At 71.5% G+C, this 24143-nt stretch carries 20 protein-coding genes and 1 pseudogene; 6 read left to right on the top strand and 15 right to left on the bottom strand.

Annotated elements, in window-relative coordinates:
- Positions 1-9 precede the first annotated feature (9 nt).
- The 3 genes from BHU15_RS09655 (at position 10) to BHU15_RS09645 (ending at position 3125) form a co-directional block, all read left to right on the top strand.
- Complete coding sequence (locus tag BHU15_RS09655; protein ID WP_069626807.1) at positions 10-789, top strand: SDR family oxidoreductase; 780 nt, start codon at positions 10-12, stop codon at positions 787-789.
- A 145-nt stretch (positions 790-934) separates the two neighbouring features.
- Positions 935-1690 carry an Atu4866 domain-containing protein gene (locus BHU15_RS09650; RefSeq protein WP_069626806.1) on the top strand — a complete coding sequence of 252 codons (756 nt, stop codon included), beginning with the start codon at positions 935-937 and terminating at the stop codon, positions 1688-1690.
- A 46-nt stretch (positions 1691-1736) separates the two neighbouring features.
- Positions 1737-3125: an amidohydrolase family protein gene (locus BHU15_RS09645; protein WP_069626805.1), complete on the top strand. Its 1389-nt coding sequence runs from the start codon at positions 1737-1739 to the stop codon at positions 3123-3125.
- A gap of 38 nt (positions 3126-3163) precedes the next feature.
- Here BHU15_RS09645 and BHU15_RS09640 read toward each other — a convergent pair whose 3' ends face one another.
- From BHU15_RS09640 to BHU15_RS09600, 9 genes and pseudogenes are all read right to left on the bottom strand, one after another.
- The gene (locus BHU15_RS09640; RefSeq protein WP_069626804.1) at positions 3164-5275 is read right to left on the bottom strand and encodes an MMPL family transporter; all 2112 of its coding nucleotides are present in this window, start codon (positions 5273-5275) and stop codon (positions 3164-3166) included.
- A 17-nt stretch (positions 5276-5292) separates the two neighbouring features.
- Positions 5293-6210, bottom strand: coding sequence for an RNA polymerase sigma factor SigJ (gene sigJ, locus BHU15_RS09635; protein ID WP_069626819.1), 918 nt, complete (start codon positions 6208-6210; stop codon positions 5293-5295).
- Positions 6211-6476: 266 nt separating this feature from the next.
- Positions 6477-7052 (bottom strand): hypothetical protein, encoded by a 576-nt coding sequence (locus BHU15_RS09630; RefSeq protein ID WP_023537702.1) that lies wholly within the window; start codon positions 7050-7052, stop codon positions 6477-6479.
- A 245-nt stretch (positions 7053-7297) separates the two neighbouring features.
- Positions 7298-8449: pseudogene (locus BHU15_RS09625) on the bottom strand (ROK family glucokinase); the annotation flags it as partial.
- 181 nt (positions 8450-8630) lie between these two features.
- Positions 8631-9557 carry an ATP-binding cassette domain-containing protein gene (locus BHU15_RS09620; protein WP_023537704.1) on the bottom strand — a complete coding sequence of 309 codons (927 nt, stop codon included), beginning with the start codon at positions 9555-9557 and terminating at the stop codon, positions 8631-8633.
- Entirely contained in the window at positions 9554-10639 is a 1086-nt protein-coding gene (locus BHU15_RS09615; RefSeq protein WP_069626803.1) for an ABC transporter permease, read from the bottom strand. The genes BHU15_RS09620 and BHU15_RS09615 overlap by 4 nt, the downstream gene beginning before the upstream one ends.
- Positions 10636-11667, bottom strand: a complete 1032-nt coding sequence (locus BHU15_RS09610) for a sugar ABC transporter substrate-binding protein (RefSeq protein ID WP_247748400.1) — start codon at positions 11665-11667, stop codon at positions 10636-10638. Before BHU15_RS09610 ends, BHU15_RS09615 begins: the two co-directional genes overlap by 4 nt.
- 109 nt (positions 11668-11776) lie before the next feature.
- Complete coding sequence (locus BHU15_RS09605) at positions 11777-12796, bottom strand: substrate-binding domain-containing protein (protein WP_069626801.1); 1020 nt, start codon at positions 12794-12796, stop codon at positions 11777-11779.
- A 133-nt stretch (positions 12797-12929) separates the two neighbouring features.
- Complete coding sequence (locus BHU15_RS09600) at positions 12930-13718, bottom strand: GntR family transcriptional regulator (RefSeq protein WP_079128037.1); 789 nt, start codon at positions 13716-13718, stop codon at positions 12930-12932.
- 183 nt (positions 13719-13901) lie between these two features.
- Here BHU15_RS09600 and BHU15_RS09595 point away from each other — a divergent pair, with 183 nt between their 5' ends.
- Entirely contained in the window at positions 13902-14906 is a 1005-nt protein-coding gene (locus tag BHU15_RS09595) for a Gfo/Idh/MocA family protein (protein WP_023537709.1), read from the top strand.
- Between the two features lie 42 nt (positions 14907-14948).
- Here the strand turns inward: BHU15_RS09595 and BHU15_RS09590 are convergent, their stop codons facing one another.
- The 4 genes from BHU15_RS09590 to BHU15_RS09575 all read right to left on the bottom strand — a co-directional run bounded on the left by BHU15_RS09590 (position 14949) and on the right by BHU15_RS09575 (position 18610).
- A complete protein-coding gene (locus tag BHU15_RS09590; protein ID WP_023537710.1) occupies positions 14949-15371 on the bottom strand; it encodes a PaaI family thioesterase in 423 nt (140 codons plus the stop codon).
- 48 nt (positions 15372-15419) lie between these two features.
- Positions 15420-16631: a cytochrome P450 family protein gene (locus BHU15_RS09585; RefSeq protein ID WP_069626800.1), complete on the bottom strand. Its 1212-nt coding sequence runs from the start codon at positions 16629-16631 to the stop codon at positions 15420-15422.
- Between the two features lie 84 nt (positions 16632-16715).
- Complete coding sequence (locus BHU15_RS09580) at positions 16716-17390, bottom strand: response regulator transcription factor (protein WP_069626799.1); 675 nt, start codon at positions 17388-17390, stop codon at positions 16716-16718.
- Positions 17387-18610 (bottom strand): sensor histidine kinase, encoded by a 1224-nt coding sequence (locus tag BHU15_RS09575; RefSeq protein WP_069626798.1) that lies wholly within the window; start codon positions 18608-18610, stop codon positions 17387-17389. The genes BHU15_RS09580 and BHU15_RS09575 overlap by 4 nt, the downstream gene beginning before the upstream one ends.
- Positions 18611-19573: 963 nt before the next feature.
- Between BHU15_RS09575 and BHU15_RS09570 the strand changes: the two genes are divergently transcribed.
- Complete coding sequence (locus BHU15_RS09570) at positions 19574-20329, top strand: SDR family oxidoreductase (protein WP_069626797.1); 756 nt, start codon at positions 19574-19576, stop codon at positions 20327-20329.
- On the opposite strand, the gene alc is transcribed toward BHU15_RS09570, so the two are convergent.
- The gene (gene alc, locus BHU15_RS09565) at positions 20326-21495 is read right to left on the bottom strand and encodes an allantoicase (protein ID WP_069626796.1); all 1170 of its coding nucleotides are present in this window, start codon (positions 21493-21495) and stop codon (positions 20326-20328) included. The genes BHU15_RS09570 and alc overlap by 4 nt on opposite strands.
- Positions 21492-22850, bottom strand: a complete 1359-nt coding sequence (gene allB, locus BHU15_RS09560) for an allantoinase AllB (protein ID WP_376338878.1) — start codon at positions 22848-22850, stop codon at positions 21492-21494. The genes alc and allB overlap by 4 nt, the downstream gene beginning before the upstream one ends.
- 400 nt (positions 22851-23250) lie before the next feature.
- Here allB and BHU15_RS09555 point away from each other — a divergent pair, with 400 nt between their 5' ends.
- Positions 23251-24078 (top strand): IclR family transcriptional regulator, encoded by an 828-nt coding sequence (locus BHU15_RS09555; protein WP_069626794.1) that lies wholly within the window; start codon positions 23251-23253, stop codon positions 24076-24078.
- Positions 24079-24143 lie beyond the last annotated feature (65 nt).

Here is a 24143-nt window from a genome sequence, read left to right as displayed (position 1 = left end):
AGGTTCGTCATGTCCACTGCTCTCCTCACCGGTACCCCCCTCGCCGGCCGTGTCGCTGTCGTCTCCGGCGCCTCCAGCGGCATGGGCGCCGTCACCGCCGAGCGTCTGGCCGAACTCGGTGCGACCGTGGTCGTACTGGCCCGACGCCAAGACCGCCTCGACGACGTGGTCAAGAACATCGAGGCCGCCGGCGGCACCGCGCTGGCCCTGGCCGTCGACGTCACCGACCGGGAGGCCGTCCGGAGCGCCGCCCAGCAGGTCGCCGCCCGCTTCGGCACGGCGGACCTCGTCTTCAACAACGCCGGTGTCCAGCTCATCTCCGGCATCGAGGAACTCAAGGTCGACGAGTGGCAGCGCCAGATCGACCTGAACATCACCGGCCTGATGAACATCATCGCCGCGTTCCTGCCCCAACTGACGGAATCGGCCGCCCGGGGCAGGCCCGCCGACCTGATCAACACCTCGTCCATCGCGGCCACCCGCATCCTGGCCAAGTTCTCCGTCTACTCCGGCACCAAGGCCTACATCAGCCACCTCACGCGTCTGCTGCGCGTCGAGCTCGGTCCCAAGATGGTCCGCGTCGCCACGATCGAACCCGGCATGGTCGACACCGAACTCCCCGACCACGTCACCGATCCCGACGCCTCCCGGCTGATGGCCGACCTCATCCACGACATCGACGTTCTCCAGGGCGCCGACATCGCCGAGACCGTCGCCTTCATGGCCGCCGTGCCGCGTCACGTCAACCTCACCGAGATCACCGTCCTGCCCACCGCGCAGGTCGTCTGACGTTCGTCCCCGGCGGGGAGGAGCAGCCCGGCGCGCCGCTCCTCCCCCGCCGTGACATGTCCGCGAACCGCGCCGAGACGACCGCCGCCGGCCCCCGCCCAGCCGGGCGCCGGCCCCCATCGAGCACCGACCTCAGGAGTACGTCATGACCAACACCCGTACGAGCGGCACGAACTGGAACAGCGAAGCCTTCGGCGAGATCCTCGCGAACGGAGCGGGGCGTCCCGTTCTGTTCACCAACGCCCGGGTTCTGACGGCGGATCCGCTGATCGGCACCATGGAAGGCGCCGACGTCCTGCTGGTGGGCGCCGTGGTCGTCGGTGTCGGGCCCGGGATCGTCACCGCGGCGGAGGACGACAACGCCATCGTCGTCGACTGCACCGGGACGACCGTCGTACCGGCCGTCGTGGACAGCGTCGCCCTGGCCGGCGGGCGGGGGCGGCGGTGCGAGTACGTCGCGACGCTGACGCCGGGGAACGCGGGCGACCTCCTCGTCGTGCCCGACGAACTCGCCCCCGACATCATGGGCGCGCACACCACGCTGCTGTCCCGCCCGGACCAGGTCCGCGCCCTGGTCGCGGCGGGCGAGCCCGTCGTCTGGGCCGGGGCCGCCGTTCCCGGCCGCCCCACCCCGCCCGGCGCGGGAGTCCCCGACGCCCAGGACATGGCCGGCAGCCCGCGGGTCGGTGTCTGGATCGACACCAACGGCTTCCTGCACCAGGAACTCACCGCCGACGGCCGCTACGACGAGACCCGGGGCGGCCGGCCGCACGCCTATCAGGGCCGGTACTGGATCGACGGCGACCGCATCGACTACCTGGACGACCTCGGGTTCTGGGCGTTCGGAGAGTTCCGGGGCGAGGAACTGCACCACGCGGGCTACGTCATGAAGCCCGGCTGACCCCTGTGACTCTCCCGCCGTCCGCCGCCCAGAAGGAAGATCTCTCATGAACGCCGACAACACCGACAGCGTCGCCACGCTCGAAAAACTCCGCCGCCTGCCCGCCGACCGGCGCCGCGTCCTGTTCACCGGCGGGACCGTCGTCACCATGGACCCCGGTCTCGGCATCATCGACAACGGCGACGTCCTGATCGAGGGCGACACGATCACCGCCGTCGGCCGCGGCCTCGCGGCGGGCGACGCCCTGGTGGTCGACGCCACCGGCATGCTCCTCACCCCCGGCTTCGTCGACACCCACCGGCACGCCTGGGAGGCGCAACTGCGCCGCGTCATGCCGGACGTGGACGACCTCGGCGGCTACGTCACCACCACCCTCGCCGGCTACGCGACCGTCTACCGGCCCGAGGACATGTACGTCGGTACGCGGCTGGCCGCCCTCACCGCGATCGACAGCGGAATCACGACCATGCTCGACTTCTCCCACAACTCCCGCACCCGCGAGCACTCCGACGCCGCCGTCGAGGCCCTTCTCGACACCGGCATCCGGGGCGTCCACGCCTCCATGGGGCCGCACTTCGGGGCCTGGGACCGGCACTGGCCCGGCGATCTGGCCCGTATCAGGGACCGGTACTTCAGCAGCGACGAACAACTGCTGACCCTGCGCGTGGCGGCCCTGGCGACCGGCGAGATCGCCGGTCCGGCACTCGCGTACGGCCCCGAACTCGCCCGACGTGCCGCGGAGTTGGGCGTGGGAGTGAGCGTGGACGCCGTCTTCGGACAGTCCTCGTCCGAGGCGGTCATGCGGTGGGCCGGGCAGGGAATCCTCGGCCCCGACGTCACCCTCATCCACTCCACCGGACTGACGCCCGAGGCGTGGAAGGCGATGGGCGACACCGGCACCACCGTCGCCCTCGCCCCCACCTCCGACGCCCAGATCGGCCTGGAGACCGCGATCCCCGCCGTCGACGAGGCCCTGTCCGTCGGTATCCGTCCAGGACTGAGCATCGACGTCGAAGTCGCCCTGGCCAGCGACATGTTCACGCAGATGCGAACCCTGCACGCCCTCCAGCGGATGCGGGCGGTCAACGCCGCCTACGGCACCGGCCAACGGCCCTCCCGCATCACCACCCGCGACGTCCTGGACTTCGCCACCCTCCAGGGCGCCCGCACCAACGGTCTCGCGCGCGTCACCGGCTCCCTCACCCCCGGCAAGAAGGCCGACCTGCTGGCCGTCCGGGCCGAGGACCTCAACAACATGCCCCTCAACGACCCGATCGGCACTCTCGTCCTGGGCTGCGACGCCCGCAACATCAGCGCCGTCCTCATCAACGGCGAGCCCCGCAAGTGGAACGGGGAGGTGCTCGACGTCGACCTGACCGCCCTGCGTGGCGAGGTGCACGCCTCACGCGAATACGTACTGAACGCCGCCGCCTGAACACCCCGCCGCTGCCGGGTCGTCGACAGGTCCGACGCCTACCCCCGCAGCGCGGGTTCGAGGTCGGGCCTGTCCTCGCTCGGTGGCCGGTCGGTGGGCCGACGCCCGAACAGCGTGCTCGGCCACCACATCCAGCGGTCCGCGTCCAGCGTCAGCGCGGTGACCAGGACCGAGCGTACGACCATGGTGTCCAGCAGTACGCCGAACGCCACCGCGAAGCCCAGCTCGGCCGCGAACACCAGTGGCAGCGAGGCCATGGCGGCGAAGGTGCCGGCCAGCACCAGACCCGCCGAGGTGATCACACCCCCGGTGGTGGACAGACCGGTCAGCGCGCCGCGCCGGGTGCCCTCCAGCAGTGCCACCTCGCGTACCCGGGTGACCAGGAAGATGTTGTAGTCGATGCCCAGGGCGACCAGGAACACGAAGGCCAGCAGCGGGAAGTTGGCGTCCGTCCCGGCGAAGCCGAAGACATGCTCGAACACCAGCGCGCTCACGCCCATGGCCGCCGCGAACGACAGCACCACCGTCGCCATGAGGAGCAGCGGCGCGACGATCGCCCGCAGCAGCAGGGCGAGGATCAGGAACACCACGACCAGCACGATCGGAATGATCAACTTGGAGTCGTGGGCGGCTGCTTCGCGGGTGTCGAGCATGATCGCCGTGTTGCCGCCGACCTGGGCGTCGGCGCCGTCGATCCCATGGACCTCGGTTCGGGCCTTCTCGACGGTGGCCATGGCGGTCGTGCCGGTGGGAGAGTCCGCCAACTCCCCCAGGATCATGGCCTCGTCACCCTTGACCACCGGCGGCGCGACGGCGGTGATTCCCGGGACACCGGACAGCGCGGCGCTCACCTGCCCGGCCGCGCCGGCCTTGGTCACGACGAGGACGGGGTCGCCCGAACCGGCCGGGAAATGCCGGTTCTTGATCTCCTCGCCGACCGCCATCTGCGGCTTGCCGGTGAACTGGTCCTTGTTGGACAGCCCGTCGGCCTTGAGGCCGAACGCGCCGATCGCCATGACGCACAGCGCGAGCGCGGTGCCGATCCATACGACGCGGGGCCGGGCGGACACCGCCGTGCCGACCCGGGTCCAGATGCCGTCCTTGGCCGGCCCGGTGGAACCGTACGCCGGTCGCACCGGCCAGAAGATCCAGCGACCGCAGATGACCAGCAGCGCCGGCATGAGGGTGACCATGGCGAGCAGTCCGACGAGGATGCCGACGGCGCAGGCCGGCCCGAGCCCCTGGGTCGAGTTGAGGGTGGCGAGCATCAGCAGCATCAGGCTGACCGCGACGGTCGCGGCGCTGGCGATGATCGCGGGAGCGGAGCGGTGCAGGGCCTCGGCCATCGCCTCGTGCCGGTCCTCGTGGCGCCGTAGCTCCTCCCGGTAGCGGGAGGTGAGCAGCAGCGCGTAGTCGGTGGCGGCGCCGAACACCAGCACGGTGAGGATGAAGCTCGTCTGGGCGTTGACGACGAGTCCGGCGTTCTTCGCCAGGAGATAGATCACCGCCTCCGACGCCATCAGGGCGACGCCGGCGGTCATCAGCGGCAGCAGGGGCAGTACGGGGCTGCGGTAGGTGAGCAGCAGGATCAGCACCACGACGGCCGCCGTGATCGCCGTCAGTCCGCCACCGCCGCCGAACGCCTTGATCGAGTCGGCCGCGTAGCCGGCCGGTCCTGTGACGTGGAAGCCGAGTCCGTTCGCGTCGGCCTCGCCGAACTCGGCCATCTCGTCGACGACCTCGCTGATCCCGTCCCAGCCGCTTCGGTCCTTCTGGATCTGGACGACCGTCTGGATGGCCTCGCCGTCGTCGGACCTGACCGGTCCGCGCGGCTGCCCGGTGACCTTCTCGACGCCCTGGAAGGCTTCGGCGTCGGCCCGTGCCTTGGCCAGGTCGGCATCGGTGACACCGCCGGGCCGGTCGTAGACGACGAGCGCCGGCACAGTGTCGGTGGGCATGAACCTCTCGGCCCGTTCCACGACGGCGGTCGACTCCGCGTCGCCGGGCAGCCAGGCCGAGTTGTCGTTCTCCTGTACGTCACCGAGCTTGCCGGCCAGCAGCAGTGACGGGACGAGCAGGACCACCCAGAGGGCGAGGACGATCCACTTCCCCCGTCTGCCACTCGGGAGCGTGGCCAGTTTTCGCAGCATGTCGGATTCCTTGTCCGTCAGTCGACGTGGGCGAGCTTGTCGGGGTTGGCGACGGCGTAGATCCCGCGCACCCGGTCGCCGTCGGGGGTGAGGTCGAGGACGAGGACGGCGTACGGGGCGTCGCCGGCCAGCAGCAGTACCGCCGGGTCGCCGTTGACGCTGCGGAAGGCGACGTCGAGGCCCGCGCCGGAGGTGGGGGCGATGGCGGTGATCAGACGGGCCACCGAGTCCCGGCCGCGGACAGGGTGTCGGCCGGTGGATCCCCGGGCCTTGCCCCCGCCGTCGGTGCACATGACCACCTCGGGCGCCAGGATCTCCAGGAGGGCGTCGAGGTCACCGCCGAGCGCGGCGGCCATGAACCGCTCGGTCACCTGCTGCCGTACGTGCGCGGCCGGCTGGAAGCGGGGGCGTCTGGCGTGGACGTGTTCGCGGGCACGGTGGGCGAGTTGGCGGATCGCGGCGGGGGTGCGGTCGAAGATCCGGGCGATCTCCGTGTGGGGGTAGCCGAACACCTCGTGCAGGACGAACACGCCGCGCTCCAGCGGCGTGAGGGTCTGCAGGATCACCATCAGCGCCATGGACACCGACTCGCCGCGCAGCGCCACATCGGCGACATCGTCCTCGACCAGGGCGCCGGGGGCGGAGCCGACCAGCGGTTCGGGCAGCCAGGGCCCCGGATAGGTCTCGCGGCGGCGGGTGACGGCGGCCTGGTGGGCGAGGGCCCGGTTCACCGCGATCCGTACGAGATAGGCGCGCGGGCTTTCGATGGACGGCGCGTGCGGCGCCTGGTACCGGGTCGACCAGGACAGCCAGGTCTCCTGGAGCACGTCCTCGGTGTCGGCGATGCCGCCGAGCATGTTGTAGACGAGGGAGAACAGCAGCTCGCGGTGGTCGTGGAACACCTCGGTCGCCGTGGGCAGTCGGCGCGCCGCCACCGGATCGGACGCCGACTCCGACGTCTGCGGGCTGTCGTCGGACACGGCGGGCGGCCGTGGGTCTGGTGGAGGGTGGTGCGTCATGGTGCCTCCCGTCGCGGATGCGTTCGGACCTGAGAGCGATCCGGGCGGCGGGAGTGTGACACTCGGCACGGCGATGTGATCCACCTCACGAACAGGCCCGCCCCCGACCGGACAGGTCGGGGGCGGGCCACGAGGCGGATCTCAGGAGGCGGGGCGGCGGGGAGCCTGCCGCCCGCCGTGTCTCACGGGGTGGTCGTGGAGACGACGTACACGCGGGGCATCGCCGGGTCGCTCAGGTCGACGGTGATGTCCTGGGTGGGCCGGGGGTCCTTCTGTTTGTGGGTGGTGCCCGACCAGACGCGGGTGGGGATGAAGTTCCAGCCCACGGTGCGCGAGTCGCGGGGGGCGATGGTGACGTTGCCCTCCTTGAGCGCGGAGCGGTGCGTGCCCAGCTCGGTCAGGAAGGTGTCGAGCCGGCCGGACGTCACGTTGAACTGGACATACAGCCGGCTGGACTTCCAGTTGCTCGTCTCGTAGTAGCGCACGTGGGTGGCGCGCCCCGGGATCGGCACCTCGAAGACCCGCTGCTTCATCCGGGACGGTACGGCGTCCACGAGGCCGGTCGCCGAGGACTCCAGCTCCTTGTCGAGACCGCTGCGCCGGCTCTGGCCCGCCGAGATCACCAGATAGCCGGCGGGGATGCCGATGAGCAGCACGATCACTATCGCCGTCAGCCACCGGCGGCGGACCATGTGACGGTGGTTCTCCGGCGGCTTCTGCATCGTCTCGGGGGACTTCGACTGGTGGGGCACGGTCATGAGGGAGGTTCCTGGCTGGTGCGGGGGGCGCGGCTGGGGCCCGTACGGGGTTCGGTCGGCGGCTCCGGCGCGCCGGTGCCTTCCGGTGCTTCGTGCGCTTGCGTCTCGGGCTTCGGGTCCCTCGAAGGTTCCTGCTCCGGGTCCGGTTCCGGCTTGGGCCGGGACTCCGCCGCCGCTGCGGACTCCTGCCGTTCGCGCAGCGCCGCCGCGCGGGACTCCTCGGCCTCGCGCAGTTCCTGCTCCTCGCGCAGATCCTGCGGCATCCGGCCGGTACGGATCGCCTCCGCGTACAGCTCGTACTTCTCGTAGCGCTCAAGCCTGCGCCGGTTCGCCCGGCGGAAGCGGCGCGCGACGAGTCTGGAGAGGTCGGCGGCGCCGACCATGCCCGCCTCGGGGCCCAGCTGCGCCTTGGCGATACGGGCCTCCGGCCGGTAGCCGCGCCCGGTGAGATGGCGGCGGAAGGCGTCCCTGGCGGGGCCGATCAGCAGATCGTCCGCCGCGCTGACGCCGCCGCCGATGACGAAGCAGGACGGGTCGAGCGCCGCCGCCAGATTGGCGATGCCGACGCCGAGCCACTGGCCGATCTCCTGGAGCAGCTCGACGCACATGGCGTCGCCCTCGCGGGCCAGCTCGGTGATCAGGGGGCCGGTGATGTCGGGGATGTGGCCCTTGACGCGTTCGATGAGGTTGTACGCCACCGGGGAGTCGGCCGCGGCCAGCTCCCTGGCCTCCCTGACGAGCGCGTTGCCGGAGCTGTACTGCTCCCAGCAGCCCCGGTTGCCGCAGGGGCAGCGGTGTCCGGCGGGCACGACCTGCATATGGCCGAACTCGCCCGCCACGCCGTACTTGCCGCGCTTGACCCGGCCGTCCTCCAGTATGGCGCCGCCGATACCGGTACCGAGCGTGATCATGACGAGGTGGTCCTCGCCGCGTCCGGCGCCGAAGCGCCACTCCGCCCAGGCGGCGGTGTTCGCGTCGTTGTCGACCATCACGGGGACGGCCAGCCGGGAGGAGATCGAGTCGCGGAGGGGTTCGTCGCGCCAGGCGAGGTGCGGGGCGAAGAGGATCTTCGCGCGGTCCGCGTCCACCCAGCCCGCGGCGCCGATGCCGACGGCGTGCACGTCGTGGCGGTCGGAGAGGTCCAGCACCAGCTCGACGATGGTGTCCTCGACGACCCGCGGGCTCTTGGACTTGTCCGGCGTCTCGGTGCGGATCTTCTCCAGGATGTTGCCGTCCGGGTCGACGACCCCGGCCATCACCTTCGTACCGCCGATGTCGATGCCGACGGTGGGCACGCGCGGCGCGGAGGCGTGCGAGCGGCGCTCACGGGTGCCGACGGTCCGCAGGACGGTGGCGCGCGCGGAGCCTCGGTGGGTGAAGTCGCGGTACGTACTCATCGGACCGGCCCCCTCACGCGGGCCGGGCGGACGGCGCTGCTACCGGAACGCGGCCTGGGTACTCGCACGTGTCGTGTCGTCCCTGCGGGTCGGGGGCTCGTCGCGCCGGGTGTCCGGGGCGGCGGCGGTGGACGGTTGTCCGCCGCCGCCGATTCTGCCATCCGGAAGGTGCGGAGGTCGGTCAGGGCTTGGCACTGCCGCCCGGCGGCGTCCCGTTTCCTTCCCCGTCCACCGGATGCCCCCCGCCGTCCACCGGGCGGCCACCGAGGTGGGCCGGGGCGGGGGCCTTCGCCAGCTCGTGGCTCAGCTCCTCCAGCTCCGAGCCGCCCGCCATCTGGCGGGTCAGCTCGTCCAGGGTGATTGATTCCTTGGTGTGGCTGCCGGCCATGACACCGCGCTTGAGCAGGACGAAACGGTTGCCGACGAGATACGCGTGGTGCGGGTTGTGCGTGATCAGGACCACGCCGAGCCCCGCGTCCCGCGCGGCGGCCACGTACTTCAGTACGACTCCGGACTGCTTCACGCCGAGCGCGGCGGTCGGCTCGTCCAGGACGAGGACCTTCGCGCCGAAGTGGACGGCGCGGGCGATCGCCACACACTGGCGTTCGCCCCCGGACAGGGTCCCGATGGGCTGGTCGACGTCGCGCAGGTCGATGCCCATCCGCAGCAGTTCCTCGCGGGTGGTGCGGCGCATCTGTTCGACGTCGAGGCGCTTGAAGGGGCCCTTGCCCTTCGTCGGTTCGGAGCCGAGGAAGAAGTTCCGCCAGACGGGCATCAGCGGCACGACGGCGAGGTCCTGGTAGACGGTGGCGATGCCCAGGTCCAGCGCCTCGCGCGGCGAGCCGAGCGTCGTCCTCTTCCCGTCGATGAGGAACTCGCCGGCGTCGTGCTGGTGCAGTCCCGCGATGATCTTGATCAGGGTGGACTTGCCCGCGCCGTTGTCGCCGAGGACGCAGGTGATCTCGCCGGCGTGGACCTCCAGGGAGACACCTTCGAGGGCGCGGATGTTGCCGTAGTACTTACTGACGTCGTCCAGCTCGACCAGGGGTGTCGTGGTCGCGGTGCCGCCGGTCGTGGTCGTGCCGGGCGTGCTTGGCGTGCTGGTCATCGGGTTGCCTCCGCGCGCTTGCGGACCCATGCGTTGAGCAGGGTGGCCAGAAGGAGCATCGCTCCGAGGAAGAACTTGAACCAGTCCGGGTTCCACTCCGCGTACACGATGCCCTTGCTGGTCATGCCGAAGATGAACGCGCCGACGGCGGAGCCGATCGCCGAGCCGTAACCGCCGGTGATCAGACAGCCGCCGATGACGGCCGCGATGATGTAGATCAGTTCGTTGCCGACGCCCTCGCCGGACTGGACGACGTCGAACGAGAAGAGCAGATGCTGTCCCGAGACCCAGGCGCAGAAGCCGACGCCCATGTAGAGGCCGATCTTCGTCAGCCGGACCGGGACGCCGACGGCGCGGGCGGCCTCGGCGTTGCCGCCGACCGCGAAGATCCAGTTGCCGAAGCGGGTACGGAGCAGGATCCAGGTGGCGAGGGCGACCAGGCCCGCCCACCAGAGGATGGTGACCTTCAACTCGACGCCGCCGACGGTCAGTTCGGAGGCGAAGAGCTTACGGGCCGACTCGAAGCCCTGCATGTCGCTGACGCTCTTGGTCGAGACGGTGTCGCTGATCAGCTTGGTCAGACCGAGATTGAGGCCTGTCAGCATCAGGAACGTGCCGAGGGTGATGATGAAGCTCGGCAGTTTCGTGCGCGTCAGCATGAAGCCGTTGAACACCCCGATGGCGAGGGTGACCAGCAGGGACACGAAGACGCCGACCCAGATGTTGGCCGTCATCTGGTAGCTGAACATCGAGGAGATCAGCGCCGAACTGGTCACCAGCACACCGGCGGACAGGTCGAACTCGCCGCCGATCATCAGCAGTGCCACCGGCACCGCCATGATCCCGATCGTCGAGGCCGCGTACAGGACGGTGCCGAAGCTGGACGTCTTCAGGAACGAGTCGGCGACGACCGAGAAGAAGAGGAACACCGCCAGGGCACCGACGACGGCGCCCAGTTCGGGCCGCCCGAGCAGCTTGCGCAGCGCCGGATTCCCCAGCAGCCGCTCGTCCTTGGCCGGGCCGCCGCCCGCGCCGTCTCCGTCGCCCGGCCGGTCCTTCACGGGTGGTGCGGTTGTGGTCATCGGGTCCCTCGCTCCGCGAATTTCTCCAGCTCGGCGGCGTCCTGCTTGTCGATGATCTGCGGTCCGGTGAGGACCGGGAGCCCGCCGCCGAGTACGTCGGCGTTGTACCGGTAGAGCCAGAGCAGATCGACGGCCTCGTACCCCTGGAGGTACGGCTGCTGGTCGACGGCGAAGCCGAGCCGGCCCGCCTTGAGCGAGCCCGCGACCGCCTCGTTGAGGTCGAACGTGTCGATCTCGGCCTTGCTGCCCGCCGTCTCCCTGGCCTTGACGGCGGTGTCCGCGAAGGGCGCGCCGAGCGTGACGACGGCGTCGATGCTCTTGTCGGTCTGGAGCTTGGCCTCGATGGACGCCTGGACGTCGGGCATGTTGGTGCCGTCGACGTACAGGTTCTGCATCGTGCCGTCGAAGGTCTTCTTCGCCCCGGCGCAGCGCTGCTCGTGTCCCACGTTGCCCTGCTCGTGCAGGACGCACAGGGCCTTCTTCTTGCCCCGCTTGTCCAGTTCGTCGCCGACGGCCTCACCGGCGATGGACTCGTCCTGGCCGATGTGGGTGAGCGCGCCGAACTGCTTGGACTGCTCGGAGCCCGAGTTGACGGTGATCACCGGGATTCCGGCGGCGGTGGCCTTGGCGACGACTGCCTTCATCGCGTCGGGTTTGGCGAGCGTGACGATCAGCCCGTCGACACCCTTGTCGATGTACGACTGGACGAGCTGCGCCTGCTGCTGGCCCTCGTCGCTCTTCGCGTACAGGAAGTCGATGTTGTCCTTGACCGCGGCCTCCTCGGCGCCCTTCTGGACGATGTCCCAGAAGGTGTCGCCGTCTCCCGAGTGGGTGACCATGGCGAATGTCCACTTGGGGGTGCTCACCGCGGCCCGCCCCCGCGCCTCGGCCTCGGCCGCCGCGGCCCGCTCCTCGGCGCGCTTGCCGCCGGTGCTGCTGCACCCCGCCAGGGTCGCCGCCCCGAGAACCACCGCGAGCACCGCGCCCGTCGCGCGTACCCCTGCCCGAACTCCACCGACCCTAGCCACGACGCCGTGCCCCTCCTGCCGTACTTCCCGGTACCGGTACCGGTACCGCCGGGCGCGGTACGTCCCGGCCCGGCCGCCCAAGTATCCGGCATGGGTGTACGGGGCATGGTCATCGGGTACCACGGGCGGTGAACTTCTCCAGCGCCGGGACGTCCTTCTCGGTCACGAGCGCGGGCCCGGTGAGCACGGGCTTTCCGCCGCCGACGACGTTGCCGTTGTTCTTGTTGAGCCACAGTTCGTCGACCGCGAGATAACCCTGGAGGTAGGGCTGCTGGTCCACGGCGAAGCCGATCTCCTTGGCCTTGAGCTGCTTGACGACGTCCTCGTTGAGGTCGAAGGTGTTGATCTCGGCGTTGGAGCCCGCGCCCGCCTTGGCCTTGACGGAGGCGGCGGCGAAGGGCGCGCCGAGCGTCACGACCGTGTCGAATTCGCCGGTGGACTTGCCGCTCTGGAGCTTCGCCTCGATGGACGACGTCGAGGACGGCATGTTGGTGCCCTCGACGTTCAGATTCTCCACGGTGCCGCCGAAGGCCTTCTTCACACCGGCGCAGCGCTCTTCGAGCGAGACGTTGCCCTGCTCGTGGATGACGCAGAGTGCCTTCTTCTTGCCGCGCCTGGTCAGCTCCTCGCCGACCGCCTCACCGGCGATGGCCTCGTCCTGGCCGATATGGCTGAGCGCCCCGAAGGGCTTGGAGAACTCGGCGCCGGAGTTGATCGTGACGACCGGGATCCCGGCGGCGGTGGCCTTCGCGATGACGGCCTTGACCGCCTCGGGCTTGGCGAGGCTGACCACGAGTCCGTCGACGTCCTGGTCGATGTAGCTCTGGATCAGCTGGGCCTGCTCCTTGCCTTCCTTGTTGGCCGCGTAGAGGAAGTCGACATTGTCCTTGGCCGCCGCGACCTCGGCGCCGCTCTGCACGATGTCCCAGAAGGTGTCGCCCTCGCCGGAGTGGGTGACCATGGCGATCTTCATGCGCGGGGTCTTGGCCTTCGTACCGCCGCCGCCGTCGTCGGCCTTGTCCTCGGAGTCCTTGCCGCCCGAGCCGCTGCATCCGGCGACGAGGGCGAGCGCGCATGCGGTGAGCAGCGCCGCCGCCGTACGGCCCGCCGCCTTTCGGTTGGTACGCATGGTGGATCCGCCTTCCCTCCCGGCCGCCCCGTTGCGGCTGGGGGAGTTCTAGCGGCGGTCGCGCGGCCCCGTCAATACTTTGTCCGAACATTCTTACGAAGAGGTGTCCGTACGCGGCGGAGCGGAGACTCGCTCAAGGGCGTACGAGGAGCTGGAACTCGAAGGCGTAACGCGAGGCCCGGTAGATGTGGTCGCCGAACTCGACGGCCCGGCCCGTGTCGTCGAACGTCGTGCGTTCCATCGCGAGCAGCGGCGCGCCCGGTGCCTCGCCGAGCAGCCGGGCCTCCTCGGCGTCGGCGGCCCGCGCGCCGACCGACTGGCGGGCGCTGTGCAGCGTGATGCCGACGGCGCGCATCATCCGGTAGAGGCCGGTGGATTCGAGCTGCGCGGTGTCGCAGTCGAGGAGTTCGACCGGGAGGTGGTTGCGCAGCCGGGCCATCGGTTCGTCGTGGGCGTACCTGAGCCGTTCGACGAGCCGTACGTCCGCCCCTTCGGCGACTCCGAGCGCGGCGGCGATCCGTGCCGTGGCCGGTTCGACCGTGTTGCGCAGCACGCGGGTGGTGGGGCGCTGGCCGGCCGCCTCCAGGTCGTCGTAGAGGCTGCTCAGCTCCAGGGGGCGGCGGACCTTGCTGTGCAGGACCTGGGTGCCGACGCCCCGGCGGCGGACCAGCAGGCCCTTGTCGACCAGCGACTGGATGGCCTGGCGGACGGTGGGCCGGGAGAGTCCGAGGCGGGCGGCCAGCTCGATCTCGTTGCCGAGGAGGCTGCCCGGGGCGAGCCGGCCCTGCTCGATGGCCGCTTCGAGCTGCTGCGAGAGCTGGAAGTAGAGCGGGACCGGGCTGGTGCGGTCGACACCGAGCCGGAGCGCGGCGGCCTGAGGGGCCGCCCCGCCCGGCTGCTCTGGTTCCGGCTGCTTGGGCACGGGGGCGAGCGTAGCCCCGTGAGATGTTGACGGAAAGTCCTGTAGTTCGGTTGTCAGGACAAGCGACGGACGAGCGTCGGGCAGGGGGACAGACGAACACCGTTCGGACAAAGATCAACAGCAGGTCTAAATGTCAGGACAAACGCTTGACACGGTGACTGGGCGAAGGCCACCTTGGGGGCCATGCGCATCGGACTCATCGGCACCGGCCGTATCGGCACCTTCCACGCTGAGGCGCTGAGCCGCCATCGCGAGGTCGGCTCCCTCGTCGTCGCCGACACGGACGCGGCACGCGCCGCCCATGTCGCCGACCGTACGGGCTCCACGGCGGCCCCCTCGGTGGACGAGGTCTTCTCCTGGGGTGTGGACGCCGTCGTCATCGCCTCCGCCACCTCGGCCCACGCCGACCTGATCAGCCGGGCCGCGCGCGCCGGGCTGCCCGCCTTCTGCGAGAAGCCGATCGCGCTGGACCTGAAGGGCACGCTGAACGCGCTGAGCGAGGTCGACGCCGCCGGGACCATCCTGCAACTGGGCTTCATGCGCCGCTTCGACGCCGGTTACGGGGCGGCCCGCGATCTTGTACGGTCCGGGGCGCTGGGCCGGCTGCACACCGTACGCGCCATCACCTCCGACCCGGCGCCGCCGGCCCCGGAGTATCTGCCGCTGTCGGGCGGGCTCTACCGGGACTGCCTGGTCCACGACTTCGACATCATGCGCTGGGTCACCGGGCGCGAGGTGGTGGAGGTGTACGCGACGGGCTCGGACGCCGGTCCCCCGATGTTCCGCGACGCCGGGGACATCGACACGGCCGCCGCCGTCCTGACCCTGGACGACGGCACGCTCGCCACCGCCACCGCGACGCGCTGCAACGGCGCGGGCTACGACGTACGGATGGAACTGGCGGGCGAGCTGGACCAGTTCGCGGTCGGACTCGACGACCGTACGCCGATCACCTCGACCGAGCCGAAGGGGCCGCCGCGCTGCGACAACCCGTGGCCGGGCTTCCTGGAGCGGTTCGCGCCGGCGTACGAGGCGGAGCTGGACGCCTTCATCCGGGTCGTGGGCGGCGAGCTGGAGAACCCGTGCGACGGGCACGAGGCGCTGCACGCGCTGCGGATCGCGGAGGCGTGCGAGCTGTCGCGGGCGGAGCACCGGCCGGTACGGCTGGCGGAGATCCCGGGCGGCTGAGCGGGCGGTGAGCGGGTGGGCCCTGGTTAAGGCTGAGAGGGCTCACGCGGGCTTCGGCACCGGCAGGACCGTGCCCTGCGCCACCGCGCACAGCGTCTCCGTGCCGTCGTCCGCCACCGTGAACAGGTCGCAGCGCACCGTGGCCTGCCGACGGCCCGCGTGGACGACGGACGCGCGGGCGACCAGGGTACGGCCGGTGCCGGGGCGCATGTACTGGATGGAGAAGCCCGCCGTCAGCACGGCCGGGCCGAGCACCGAACCCGCGGCGAAGGTCATGCTGTTGTCGGCCGCGTACGCCAGCACTCCCCCGTGCAGATAGCCGTTCTGCTGCTGAAGGTCCTTGCGGATGTCCAGCTCCAGCTCCGCCTCGCCGTCCCCGAAGACCATGACCCTGGTACCCAGCAGGCTGCTGAAAGGCTGGCTGTCCAGCACCTTCCGTGCCAGGACGATGTCGAACTCCTGCATGGTCTGACTCCTCCGGAATTGCCCGCGCGGCACCCCGCGCCTTCATACCTACCACCGCACCGGCAGACCCCGCACCCCACGGATCAGCAGTCCGGGCAGCCAGTCCAGCGGCCCCGTGTCCGGGTCGAGGGTCAGGTCGGGGCAGCGTTCGAGGAGGGTACGGATCGCGATCCGGGCCTCCAGGCGCGCGAGCGGCGCGCCGAGGCAGTGGTGGATGCCGTGCCCGAAGGCGAGATGTCCGTGGTTGCGGCCCTTGGCACCGGTCGCGGTGGCCGTCGCCGTACGCCGGATGTCGAAGCGGTCCGGGTCCTGGTAGCGCGCGGGGTCGCGGCCGGCGGCGCCGAGGCCGACGAGTACCGCCTCGTACGCGGGGATGATCGTGCCACCGACGGTCACGGGCTCGGTGGTGAAGCGCGCGGTGCCGTTGAGTACGGGGCCGTCGTAGCGCAGGGTCTCCTCGATCGCGCCGTCGAGCAGTCCGAAGTCCTCGCGCAGGGCGGCCAGTTGGTCGGGGTGGCCGAGCAGGGCGCGTACCGCGTTGGTGATGAGATTGACGGTCGTCTCGTGACCGGCGACCAGCAACAGGTAGGCCATGGCGCGCAGTTCGGCGGCGGAGAGCCGGTCGCCGCCCTCGGCGCGGGTGCGCAGCAGGGCGGAGAGCAGATCGTCGGAGGGGCCGGCGCAGCGCTTGTCCTCGATCAACTCGTCGAAGTAGGCGCCGAGTTCGTGCACGGCGGTGTGCTCACTCTCGGGGCCGGCCGGTGCCACGATCTCCGTCGACCAGGCGCGGAAGACGTCACGGTCCCCGGCGGGCACCCCGAGCAGTTCGCAGATGACGGTGATGGGCAGCGGGTACGACAGCGACTCGACCAGGTCGCCGCGGCCGGCGGGGAGCATCGCGTCGATCAGCTCGTCGGTGAGTCGCTGGATCCGCTCGCGCAGGCCGGCGACCCGGCGGGTGGTGAACTCGCTGGCGACGAGCTTGCGCAGACGGGTGTGGTCGGGCGGGTCGACGACCAGCAGATTGGGGCCGATGACGCGTTCGTCGAGCATGCTGCCGCCCACGGTGGCCGGGGACTTGGCGAGCCGGGGGTCGGCGAGCGCGGCGCGGGCCTCGCGGTGCCCGATGATCAGCCAGAGGCGGTCGCCGCGCGGCGTACGGGTCTCGTGGACCGGTCCCGACTCGCGCAGTTTCGCGTAGTACGGGTACGGGTCGGCGATGAAATCGGGCCCGTACGCGCCCAGATCGACAACACTCATCACGTCAGGTTACGTCGCCCCGGCGTACGCCGGTGACTCGCGCCCGAAGCCGGCCGGGTTTCTGCCCGATGCCGGCCGGGCCCCTCAGCCGCCGTCCGCCACCAGATCCGCGTCGTGCACCAACAGGGCGATCTGCACACGGTTGTTGAGGTCCAGCTTGGCCAGGATGCGGGACACGTGCGCCTTGACGGTCGGGACGCTCATGAAAAGCGCCGCGGCGATCTCCGCGTTGGAGCTGCCGCGTCCCACGGCCAGCGCGACCTCCCGCTCGCGCTCCCCGAGCCGGGCCAGCCGGTCGCCGGCGACTTCCTTGCGTACACCGGTCGGCGCGCCCGCGACGTGCAGCATCAGCTGACGGGTGACGGCCGGGGAGAGCACGGGCTCGCCCGCCGCCACCTGCCGTACCGCCGCGACGATCTCGGCCGGGGGCGTGTCCTTCAGGACGAACCCGGCGGCGCCGGCGCGCAGCGCGCGCAGCACCTGTTCGTCGGCGTGGAAGGTGGTCAGGACGAGGACTTCGGGCGCGCCGGGGCGGGCCCGCAGCAGTTCGGTGGCGGTGAGGCCGTCCATGACGGGCATCCGGATGTCCATGAGCACGACGTCGGGGGCGCGTTCGCGGACGAGCGCGGCGACCTCGGAGCCGTCGGACGCCTCCCCCACGATCTCGACGCCGTCGGCGCCGCCCAGCATGAAGGTCAGTCCGGCGCGTACGAGGGGGTCGTCGTCGACGATGAGCAGCCGGACGGTGGTGGTGGTCATGGGGACCACGGTAGCCAGGCCTTGACGGCGAAGCCGCCGTCGCGCGTCGCGCCGTGCTCGAACCGGCCGCCGGCCAGGGTGGCGCGCTCGGTCAGCCCGATCAGCCCCTGGCCGGATCCGGGCACGTGCGGGACCGGGCCGCGCGGTGCCTCGTTGCGTACCTCGACGGTGAGTCCGTCCCCCGGGCCGCCGCTCACCAGGACGGTGGTGCCGGTGCCGGGGGCGTGCTTGCGCGCATTGGTCAGGCCCTCCTGGGCGATGCGGTAGGCGGTGCGGCCGATGGTGGACGGTACGGCGTCGGGCTCGTGCACGCCGCTGTCGAGGGTGACCTCCATGCCGGCCTCGCGGGACTCGGCGATCAGGGCGTCCAGGGTGGCGAGGGTGGGCTGCGGGCGCTCGCCGTCGTCGCCGGGGGCACGCAGCACGCCGATGATCATGCGCAGATCCTGGAGCGCCTCGTGGGCGCTGTCGCGGATCACTCCGGCGGCTCTGGCCACCTCGGGAGGCGGCGCGTCGGGTCTGAACTCCAGCGCGCCCGCGTGCACGCTGAGCAGGGTCAGGCGGTGCGCCAGCACGTCGTGCATCTCACGGGCGATGGCCTCACGGGCCAGCCGCTGCGCCTGCTCGGCCCGGAGCGCGGCCTCGTTCTCGGCCCGTACGGCGCGTTCGCGCAGCGCGAGGACGAGCTGCCTGCGGGACCGTACGAGCATGCCCCAGGCGAACGCGAGAAGGGTGAGGAGCGCTCCGAGGATGACGGCGAAAAGATGGGAGATGGTCGGGTCGGGGCGCACGTACGCCTGGGCGGCCATGCCCGCGAGCGCCAGGACCAGGACGTAGCCCACGGGCTTGAACGGCCGGTGGATGGCCAGGCTGAAGAGCGCCACCAGGGTGGCGCCGACCGCGGTGGGCGCCACGACCTCCACCAGGACGAGACAGACGGCCAGCCCCAACGGCCAGCGCCGCCGCACCCACAGCGCGCAGCAGGCAGCGACGCCGACCAGCAGGTCGGCCATGATGAGCGGCTCGCTGTTGCCCGCCTGCTCGGCGGTGTCGAGGGCGAGCATGCCGACGAAGACGGCGAAGAAGAAGACGACCAGATCGACAACCCAGTCCCGCACGGTCCGCCTCGCCCGCCGCCCACCCCGCCGCCGGGCGGAATCGGGATCGGCGGCCCCGGCCATGGCCGAAGGCAGCAGCCAGGGGTACTCCGTACGCGTCATACGCCCAATCTATGCAGGTGGGACGCGACGCGCTGCCCGGTGGGCGAGGACGGATACCAAAGTCGCGGGGGCGCCGACTTAGGTCCTGTCGGGTGGGTGCGGGAGGTACGCCCTGCCGGACGACCCGGGCCCCGGGCAGGACCTCGCGGTGGCGAAGCGCGGCCGGCGGCGTACGGCCCCCAACTCACGGAGACGCTTCCGCGTCCTGACGGGCCTGCGTCCTGACGGTCCACGAGTTGAGGGCCGCCGGACCGGCGCCCTCGCCCATGGCACCTCGGTGCGTGCGATCGACCGCCAACGCTGCCGGTCGCCCGGGATCTCGCTGTCGCGAAGCGCGGCAGGCGCCGGACGGCGCGGTCATGGAGACGCCTCCGCGACCTGACGGTCCCGCGAGCCGGGGGCCGCCGGACCGGCGCCCTCGGCGATGGCGCCTAGATGTGTGCGATCGACCGTCAACGTGACGGGGCGCCGCACCTCGCTGTGGCCAAGCGCGGCTCGCGCCGCACGGCGGGGTGGCTGAGACGCTTCCGCGTCCTGGCGGTTCCACCAGGCGGAGCCGCCCGACCGGCGCACCCCGCCGATGGCACCTCGGTGCCAGCGATCACTCGTCAACGCGGCAGGGCGCCACACCTCGCCGTGGCGAAGCCCGGCTCGCGCCGCATGGCGCGATGGCGGACAAGCCCCCGCGCCCCGGCACCCCCGGCCGGGCGGCACCTTGACGGGCAGGCCGTCGGCGGGGGCCGCCGGCCCGGCGCCCTCGGCGATGGCACCCCGGTACGTGCTCCGCACCAGGCATCGCGGGCGCGGAACGGTCCACCGGGGGCCTCCGCGGGGCCGTGCCCCGGCCCGTCGTCGGCGTCCGATTCCCGCCGGTGGTCCGCGGTGGGCGGCGGTTTGATCGAGGCATCGGTAGCACCCACTCGTCGCCCGCCGTCGCGGGCGACCGATCGAAGGACCCACCACATGTCTGTTTCGAATTCCGCGCCCGCCGGCCGAACCGCGCTGGTCACCGGTGGCAGTCGGGGGATCGGCGCCGCGATCGCCCTGCGGCTCGCCCAGGAAGGCGTGGATGTCGCGATCACGTACGTCGCGGACGAGGCCGCCGCGCTGGAGGTCGTGCGGAAGATCGAGGCGACCGGGCGGCGCGGTCTCGCGCTGCGCGCCGACTCGGCCGATCCCGCGCAGGCCGTGGGCGTCGTGGAGCGGGCCGTCGACGGGCTCGGCGGGCGGCTCGACATCCTCGTCAACAACGTCGGGATCGGGCTGCTCGGCCCCCTCGAATCCTTCCCGGTGGCTGACGTCGGCCGACTGCTCGCGGTGAACGTCCAAGGCGTCTTCCTCACCACTCAGGCCGCGGCCACGAAGCTCGTACGCGGCGGCCGGATCGTCACCGTCGGCAGCTGCATGACCCAGCGGGTACCCGGCCCCGGCGGCACTCTCTACGCGACCAGCAAGTCCGCGCTGATCGGGCTGACGAAGGCGCTGGCACGGGAGTTGGGCGAGCGGGGGATCACCGCGAACATCGTCCACCCGGGCCCGACCGACACCGACATGAACCCGGCCGACGGCCCGTACGCGCCCAGCCAGAGCGCGATGACGGCGCTCGGCCGGTACGGGTCCGCCGACGAGGTGGCGTCGATGGTGGCGTTCCTGGCGGGTGACGACGCGGCGTACGTCACGGGCGCCGAGTTCGCGGTGGACGGCGGCCACGCCGCCTAGGACGTGCTGCCCAACTCCCGGTATCGCGACGCCAGTCGGGCCGCGCCCTCCTCCGTGAGCGAGCCGAAGAGGCGGAGTCGGGAGATGCCGCCGTCCGGGAAGATGTCCATCCGGACCTGACGGGCCGTCACGGGGCGGTCCAGGACGAAGCGGTGGTTGGTGTCGGGCTGGAGGCGGGTGCGGGGCAGGAGCTCGGTCCAGGGCCCCTCCTCCGTCCCCGGCCCGTCGTCGCGTACGGAAAGCGCCGCCCAGCCCGCCGAGTTGCCCAGCAGATACGCCGTGTCGATCTCGACGGCGCGGATCTCGGACTGCTCGGCCAGGGCGTAGCGGATCCAGTCGTTGCCCTTGTCGCGGCGGCGTCGGGTCTCCCAGCCGTCGTCCATCTGCTGCGAACGGCCCGGCTGGATGGTGTTGGTGGCCGGTGAGTAGAAGCGGTCGGACGCGTCCTCGACCCGGCCGCCGTTCGCCAGGGCGGCCAGGTCGAACGTACCGAGCGCGGCCAGCCACACCGGGTCGGGTACGACATCGCCGTACACGCGCAGGCGCGCGATCCCGCCGTCGGGATGCTGGTTGACCCGCAGATGGGTGAAGCGGCGCCCGGTGTCGACGGTGAAGCCGTTGGCCGCGTGGCCGCCGACGGCCGTACGCGGTACGAGAGTTGTCCACGTCACGCCGTCGGCGAGCAGGTCGTCCGGGGAGGGGGAGCCGGGCACGGACGTGGCCTCGACGGACACGGCCTGCGGGTAGTTGCCGCGGAAGTGGGCGGTGTCGATCACGATGCCGCGTACGACGCCGGGCGCGCCCAGCCGTACGAGGGCCCAGTCGTGGTCCTCGTCGGTGGGGTGCGGTCGCGCGGCGGAGGCACCGCGCCGGCGGCGGGTCTCCCAGCCGTCCATGATCTTGCCCTTGTGGCCGAAGCGTTCGGGGTCGAACTCGGCGGGTCCGGGCTTCAGCAGATTCTCGCGGTCGGCGAAGAACTCGTCGTTGGCGGCGACGACCCCGGCACCGAGCCTGCGGTCGGCCAGGTCGACGAGGTGCGTGAAGGGGAAGTCCGCGGAGCGGTGGTCGGCGTACGGGTCGCCGCCCGCGTACGGGAGTGCGTCACCCGTGAAGCGGGGCGCCCGCGGCGTGGTCGACGAGCTGGAGGTCGACTGGCTGGTGGTCACGGTCGGTCGGTCCTTTCGAGCAGTCGGCCCGAGGGCTCGGCGATGACTCCGTCGGCGACGATGCGACGGCCGCGCAGCCAGGTCGACCTGACCACGCCGTACAGGGTGCGGCCCGCGTACGCGGTGACGCGGTTGCGGTGCTGGAGCGCGGCGGGATCGACGGTGAACGACTCGTCGGGCGCGAGGACCGCGAAGTCGGCGTCGCGGCCCGCCTCGATGGCGCCCTTCGTGTCCAGACCGGCCAGCGCGGCGGGGGCCGTCGACATCCAGCGGGCCACGTCGTCCAGCGAGTGACCGCGTCGGCGGGCCTCGGTCCACACGGCAGGGAGTCCCAGCTGGAGTGAGGAGATGCCGCCCCACGCGGTCGCGAAGTCCGAGGTCTTGAGGTCGGTGGTGGAGGGCGAGTGGTCGGAGACGACGCAGTCGATCGTCCCGTCGGCCAGGCCCTGCCACAGGGCGTCCTGGTTGGCGGCCTCGCGGATGGGCGGGCAGCACTTGAACTCCGTTGCGCCGTCCGGGACTTCCTCGGCGGTGAGGGTGAGGAAGTGCGGGCAGGACTCGACCGTCAGCCGTACGCCGTCACGTCGGGCCGCGGCGATCAGCGGCAGCGCGTCGGCGGACGACAGATGCAGGACGTGTACGCGGGCGTCGAGCCGGCGGGCGGCGGCGATCAGTCCCTCTATCGCGGCGTTCTCGGCGTCGCGCGGGCGGGAGGCGAGGAAGTCGGCGTACTTCGCGCCGGCGCGCTGCGGCGCCGCCGCCAGTTCGCGCGGATCCTCGGCGTGCACGATCAGCAGCCCGCCGAAGCCGGCGATCTCGGCGAGCGACGTGGCGAGTTGGGCGGTGTCCAGCTCGGGGAACTCCTCGACACCCGACGGCGACAGGAACGCCTTGAAGCCGAACACCCCCGCGTCGTGCAGGGACTTGAGGTCCGCGACGTTGTCGGGGAGCGCGCCTCCCCAGAAACCGACGTCGATGTGCGCCTTGGGGGCGGCGACCTCCCGCTTGATCCGCAGGTGGGCCGTGGTGGTGGTCGGCGGCAGGGAGTTGAGCGGCATGTCGATCAGGGTGGTGATGCCGCCGGACGCGGCCGCGCGGGTGGCGGTCCAGAAGCCCTCCCACTCGGCGCGGCCGGGGTCGTTCACATGGACGTGGGTGTCGACCAGGCCGGGGAGGACCACGTCGTCGCCGACGTCCTCCAGGCGGGCGCCGGGCGGGAGTTCGGAGCCGTACCCCCGCTCGTGGGGGAGCACCGCCGTGATCGTGCCGCCGGTGACGGCGACGGACGCGGGGCGCGTGCCGTCGGGGGTGACGACGCGTGTCGAGCGCAGCACCAGGTCCACGTTCCGGTCCAGATCGGTCACCGGGCACCCTCACTTCCGTCTTAGCCACGCGCCCATGTCCACGCGCCCACACGAACGAATCATCGAATTCAACGAACTGTTGAAGGAGTCTTCATGCCGGACGGGGGTCCGTCAAGGCCACGCCGCCCCGGACCGCACCCCGTGCACTACACTGAAGCATTTCCACAAGACGAGAATCGACTTCCATCAGACAGAAACCCTCCCCACCCACTCACCGTACGGACCGATCACCCCGAGTGACGGCCGACACCCGGACGGACACCCGGACAGACACCCCCTGACCGGCGAATACGTGGCGCGGCCGGCCGATCCGGGGACCGGTCACCCGCCGGACCGCCCGGTAAACTGCTGACTCGCCCGCCCGTCCCGTCGCCCCGAGAGGACCGTTGTTGTGCCGACGTCCAGCGCCGCCAGCGCCAGCGCCACCGACGCCGCCAAGCCCGCATCCGCGAGCGGCGGCGTCCAGTCCCTCGAACGCGCCTTCGACCTTCTGGAGCGGATGGCGGACGCGGGCGGCGAGGTCGGCCTGAGCGAGCTGTCGGCCAGCAGCGGCCTGCCCCTGCCGACCATCCACCGGCTGATGCGCACGCTCGTCGCCTGCGGTTACGTACGGCAGCAGTCGAACCGCCGGTACGCGCTCGGCCCGCGGCTCATCCGGCTCGGCGAATCCGCGTCGCGACTGCTCGGCACCTGGGCACGGCCGTATCTGGCGCGGCTGGTCGAGGAGACCGGCGAGACCGCGAACATGGCACTGCTCGACGGCGACGAGATCGTGTACGTCGCACAGGTGCCCTCCAAGCACTCCATGCGGATGTTCACCGAGGTCGGCCGCCGGGTGCTCCCCCACTCCACCGGTGTGGGCAAGGCGCTCCTCGCGCACGCGCCGGCCGACGAGGTACGGGCGCTGCTCGCGCGTACGGGCATGCCCGCAGCGACCGAGAAGACGATCACGACGGCGGACGGCTTCCTGGCGGCGCTGGACGTGGTGCGCGCGTCCGGTTACGCGGTGGACGACAACGAGCAGGAGGTGGGGGTCCGCTGCCTGGCGGTGCCGGTGCCCAACTCCCCCACGCCCGCCGCCATTTCGATCTCGGGACCGGCCGGCCGGGTCACGGAGACGGCCACCGAGAGGATCGTGCCGATCCTCCAGGAAGTGGCGCGCGAACTGTCCGAGGCGCTGGCGAACACGGCTGCGGCGGCGGCCCCTCAGCAGGCCTGAGCGCCCCGCACACCCGAGCGCCGTACACCCCAATCCCCTGGGACGTACGGCGCTCAGGCACTCGT

This window comes from Streptomyces niveus (assembly GCF_001723055.1).
GTDB classification, from domain to species: Bacteria; Actinomycetota; Actinomycetes; order Streptomycetales; family Streptomycetaceae; genus Streptomyces; species Streptomyces niveus.
This window is presented reverse-complemented; position numbering and strand designations above follow the sequence as displayed.

Coding starts and splice junctions, on each gene's coding strand:
- BHU15_RS09585 (WP_069626800.1), bottom strand. CDS start 16,631: ATGAGTGTTGTCGATCTGGGCGCGTACGGGCCCGATTTCATCGCCGAC.
- BHU15_RS09580 (WP_069626799.1), bottom strand. CDS start 17,390: ATGACCACCACCACCGTCCGGCTGCTCATCGTCGACGACGACCCCCTC.
- BHU15_RS09645 (WP_069626805.1), top strand. CDS start 1,737: ATGAACGCCGACAACACCGACAGCGTCGCCACGCTCGAAAAACTCCGC.
- BHU15_RS09590 (WP_023537710.1), bottom strand. CDS start 15,371: ATGCAGGAGTTCGACATCGTCCTGGCACGGAAGGTGCTGGACAGCCAG.
- BHU15_RS09595 (WP_023537709.1), top strand. CDS start 13,902: ATGCGCATCGGACTCATCGGCACCGGCCGTATCGGCACCTTCCACGCT.
- BHU15_RS09620 (WP_023537704.1), bottom strand. CDS start 9,557: ATGACCAGCACGCCAAGCACGCCCGGCACGACCACGACCGGCGGCACC.
- BHU15_RS09570 (WP_069626797.1), top strand. CDS start 19,574: ATGTCTGTTTCGAATTCCGCGCCCGCCGGCCGAACCGCGCTGGTCACC.
- BHU15_RS09650 (WP_069626806.1), top strand. CDS start 935: ATGACCAACACCCGTACGAGCGGCACGAACTGGAACAGCGAAGCCTTC.
- BHU15_RS09630 (WP_023537702.1), bottom strand. CDS start 7,052: ATGACCGTGCCCCACCAGTCGAAGTCCCCCGAGACGATGCAGAAGCCG.
- BHU15_RS09615 (WP_069626803.1), bottom strand. CDS start 10,639: ATGACCACAACCGCACCACCCGTGAAGGACCGGCCGGGCGACGGAGAC.
- BHU15_RS09640 (WP_069626804.1), bottom strand. CDS start 5,275: ATGCTGCGAAAACTGGCCACGCTCCCGAGTGGCAGACGGGGGAAGTGG.
- BHU15_RS09605 (WP_069626801.1), bottom strand. CDS start 12,796: ATGCGTACCAACCGAAAGGCGGCGGGCCGTACGGCGGCGGCGCTGCTC.
- BHU15_RS09655 (WP_069626807.1), top strand. CDS start 10: ATGTCCACTGCTCTCCTCACCGGTACCCCCCTCGCCGGCCGTGTCGCT.
- BHU15_RS09575 (WP_069626798.1), bottom strand. CDS start 18,610: ATGACGCGTACGGAGTACCCCTGGCTGCTGCCTTCGGCCATGGCCGGG.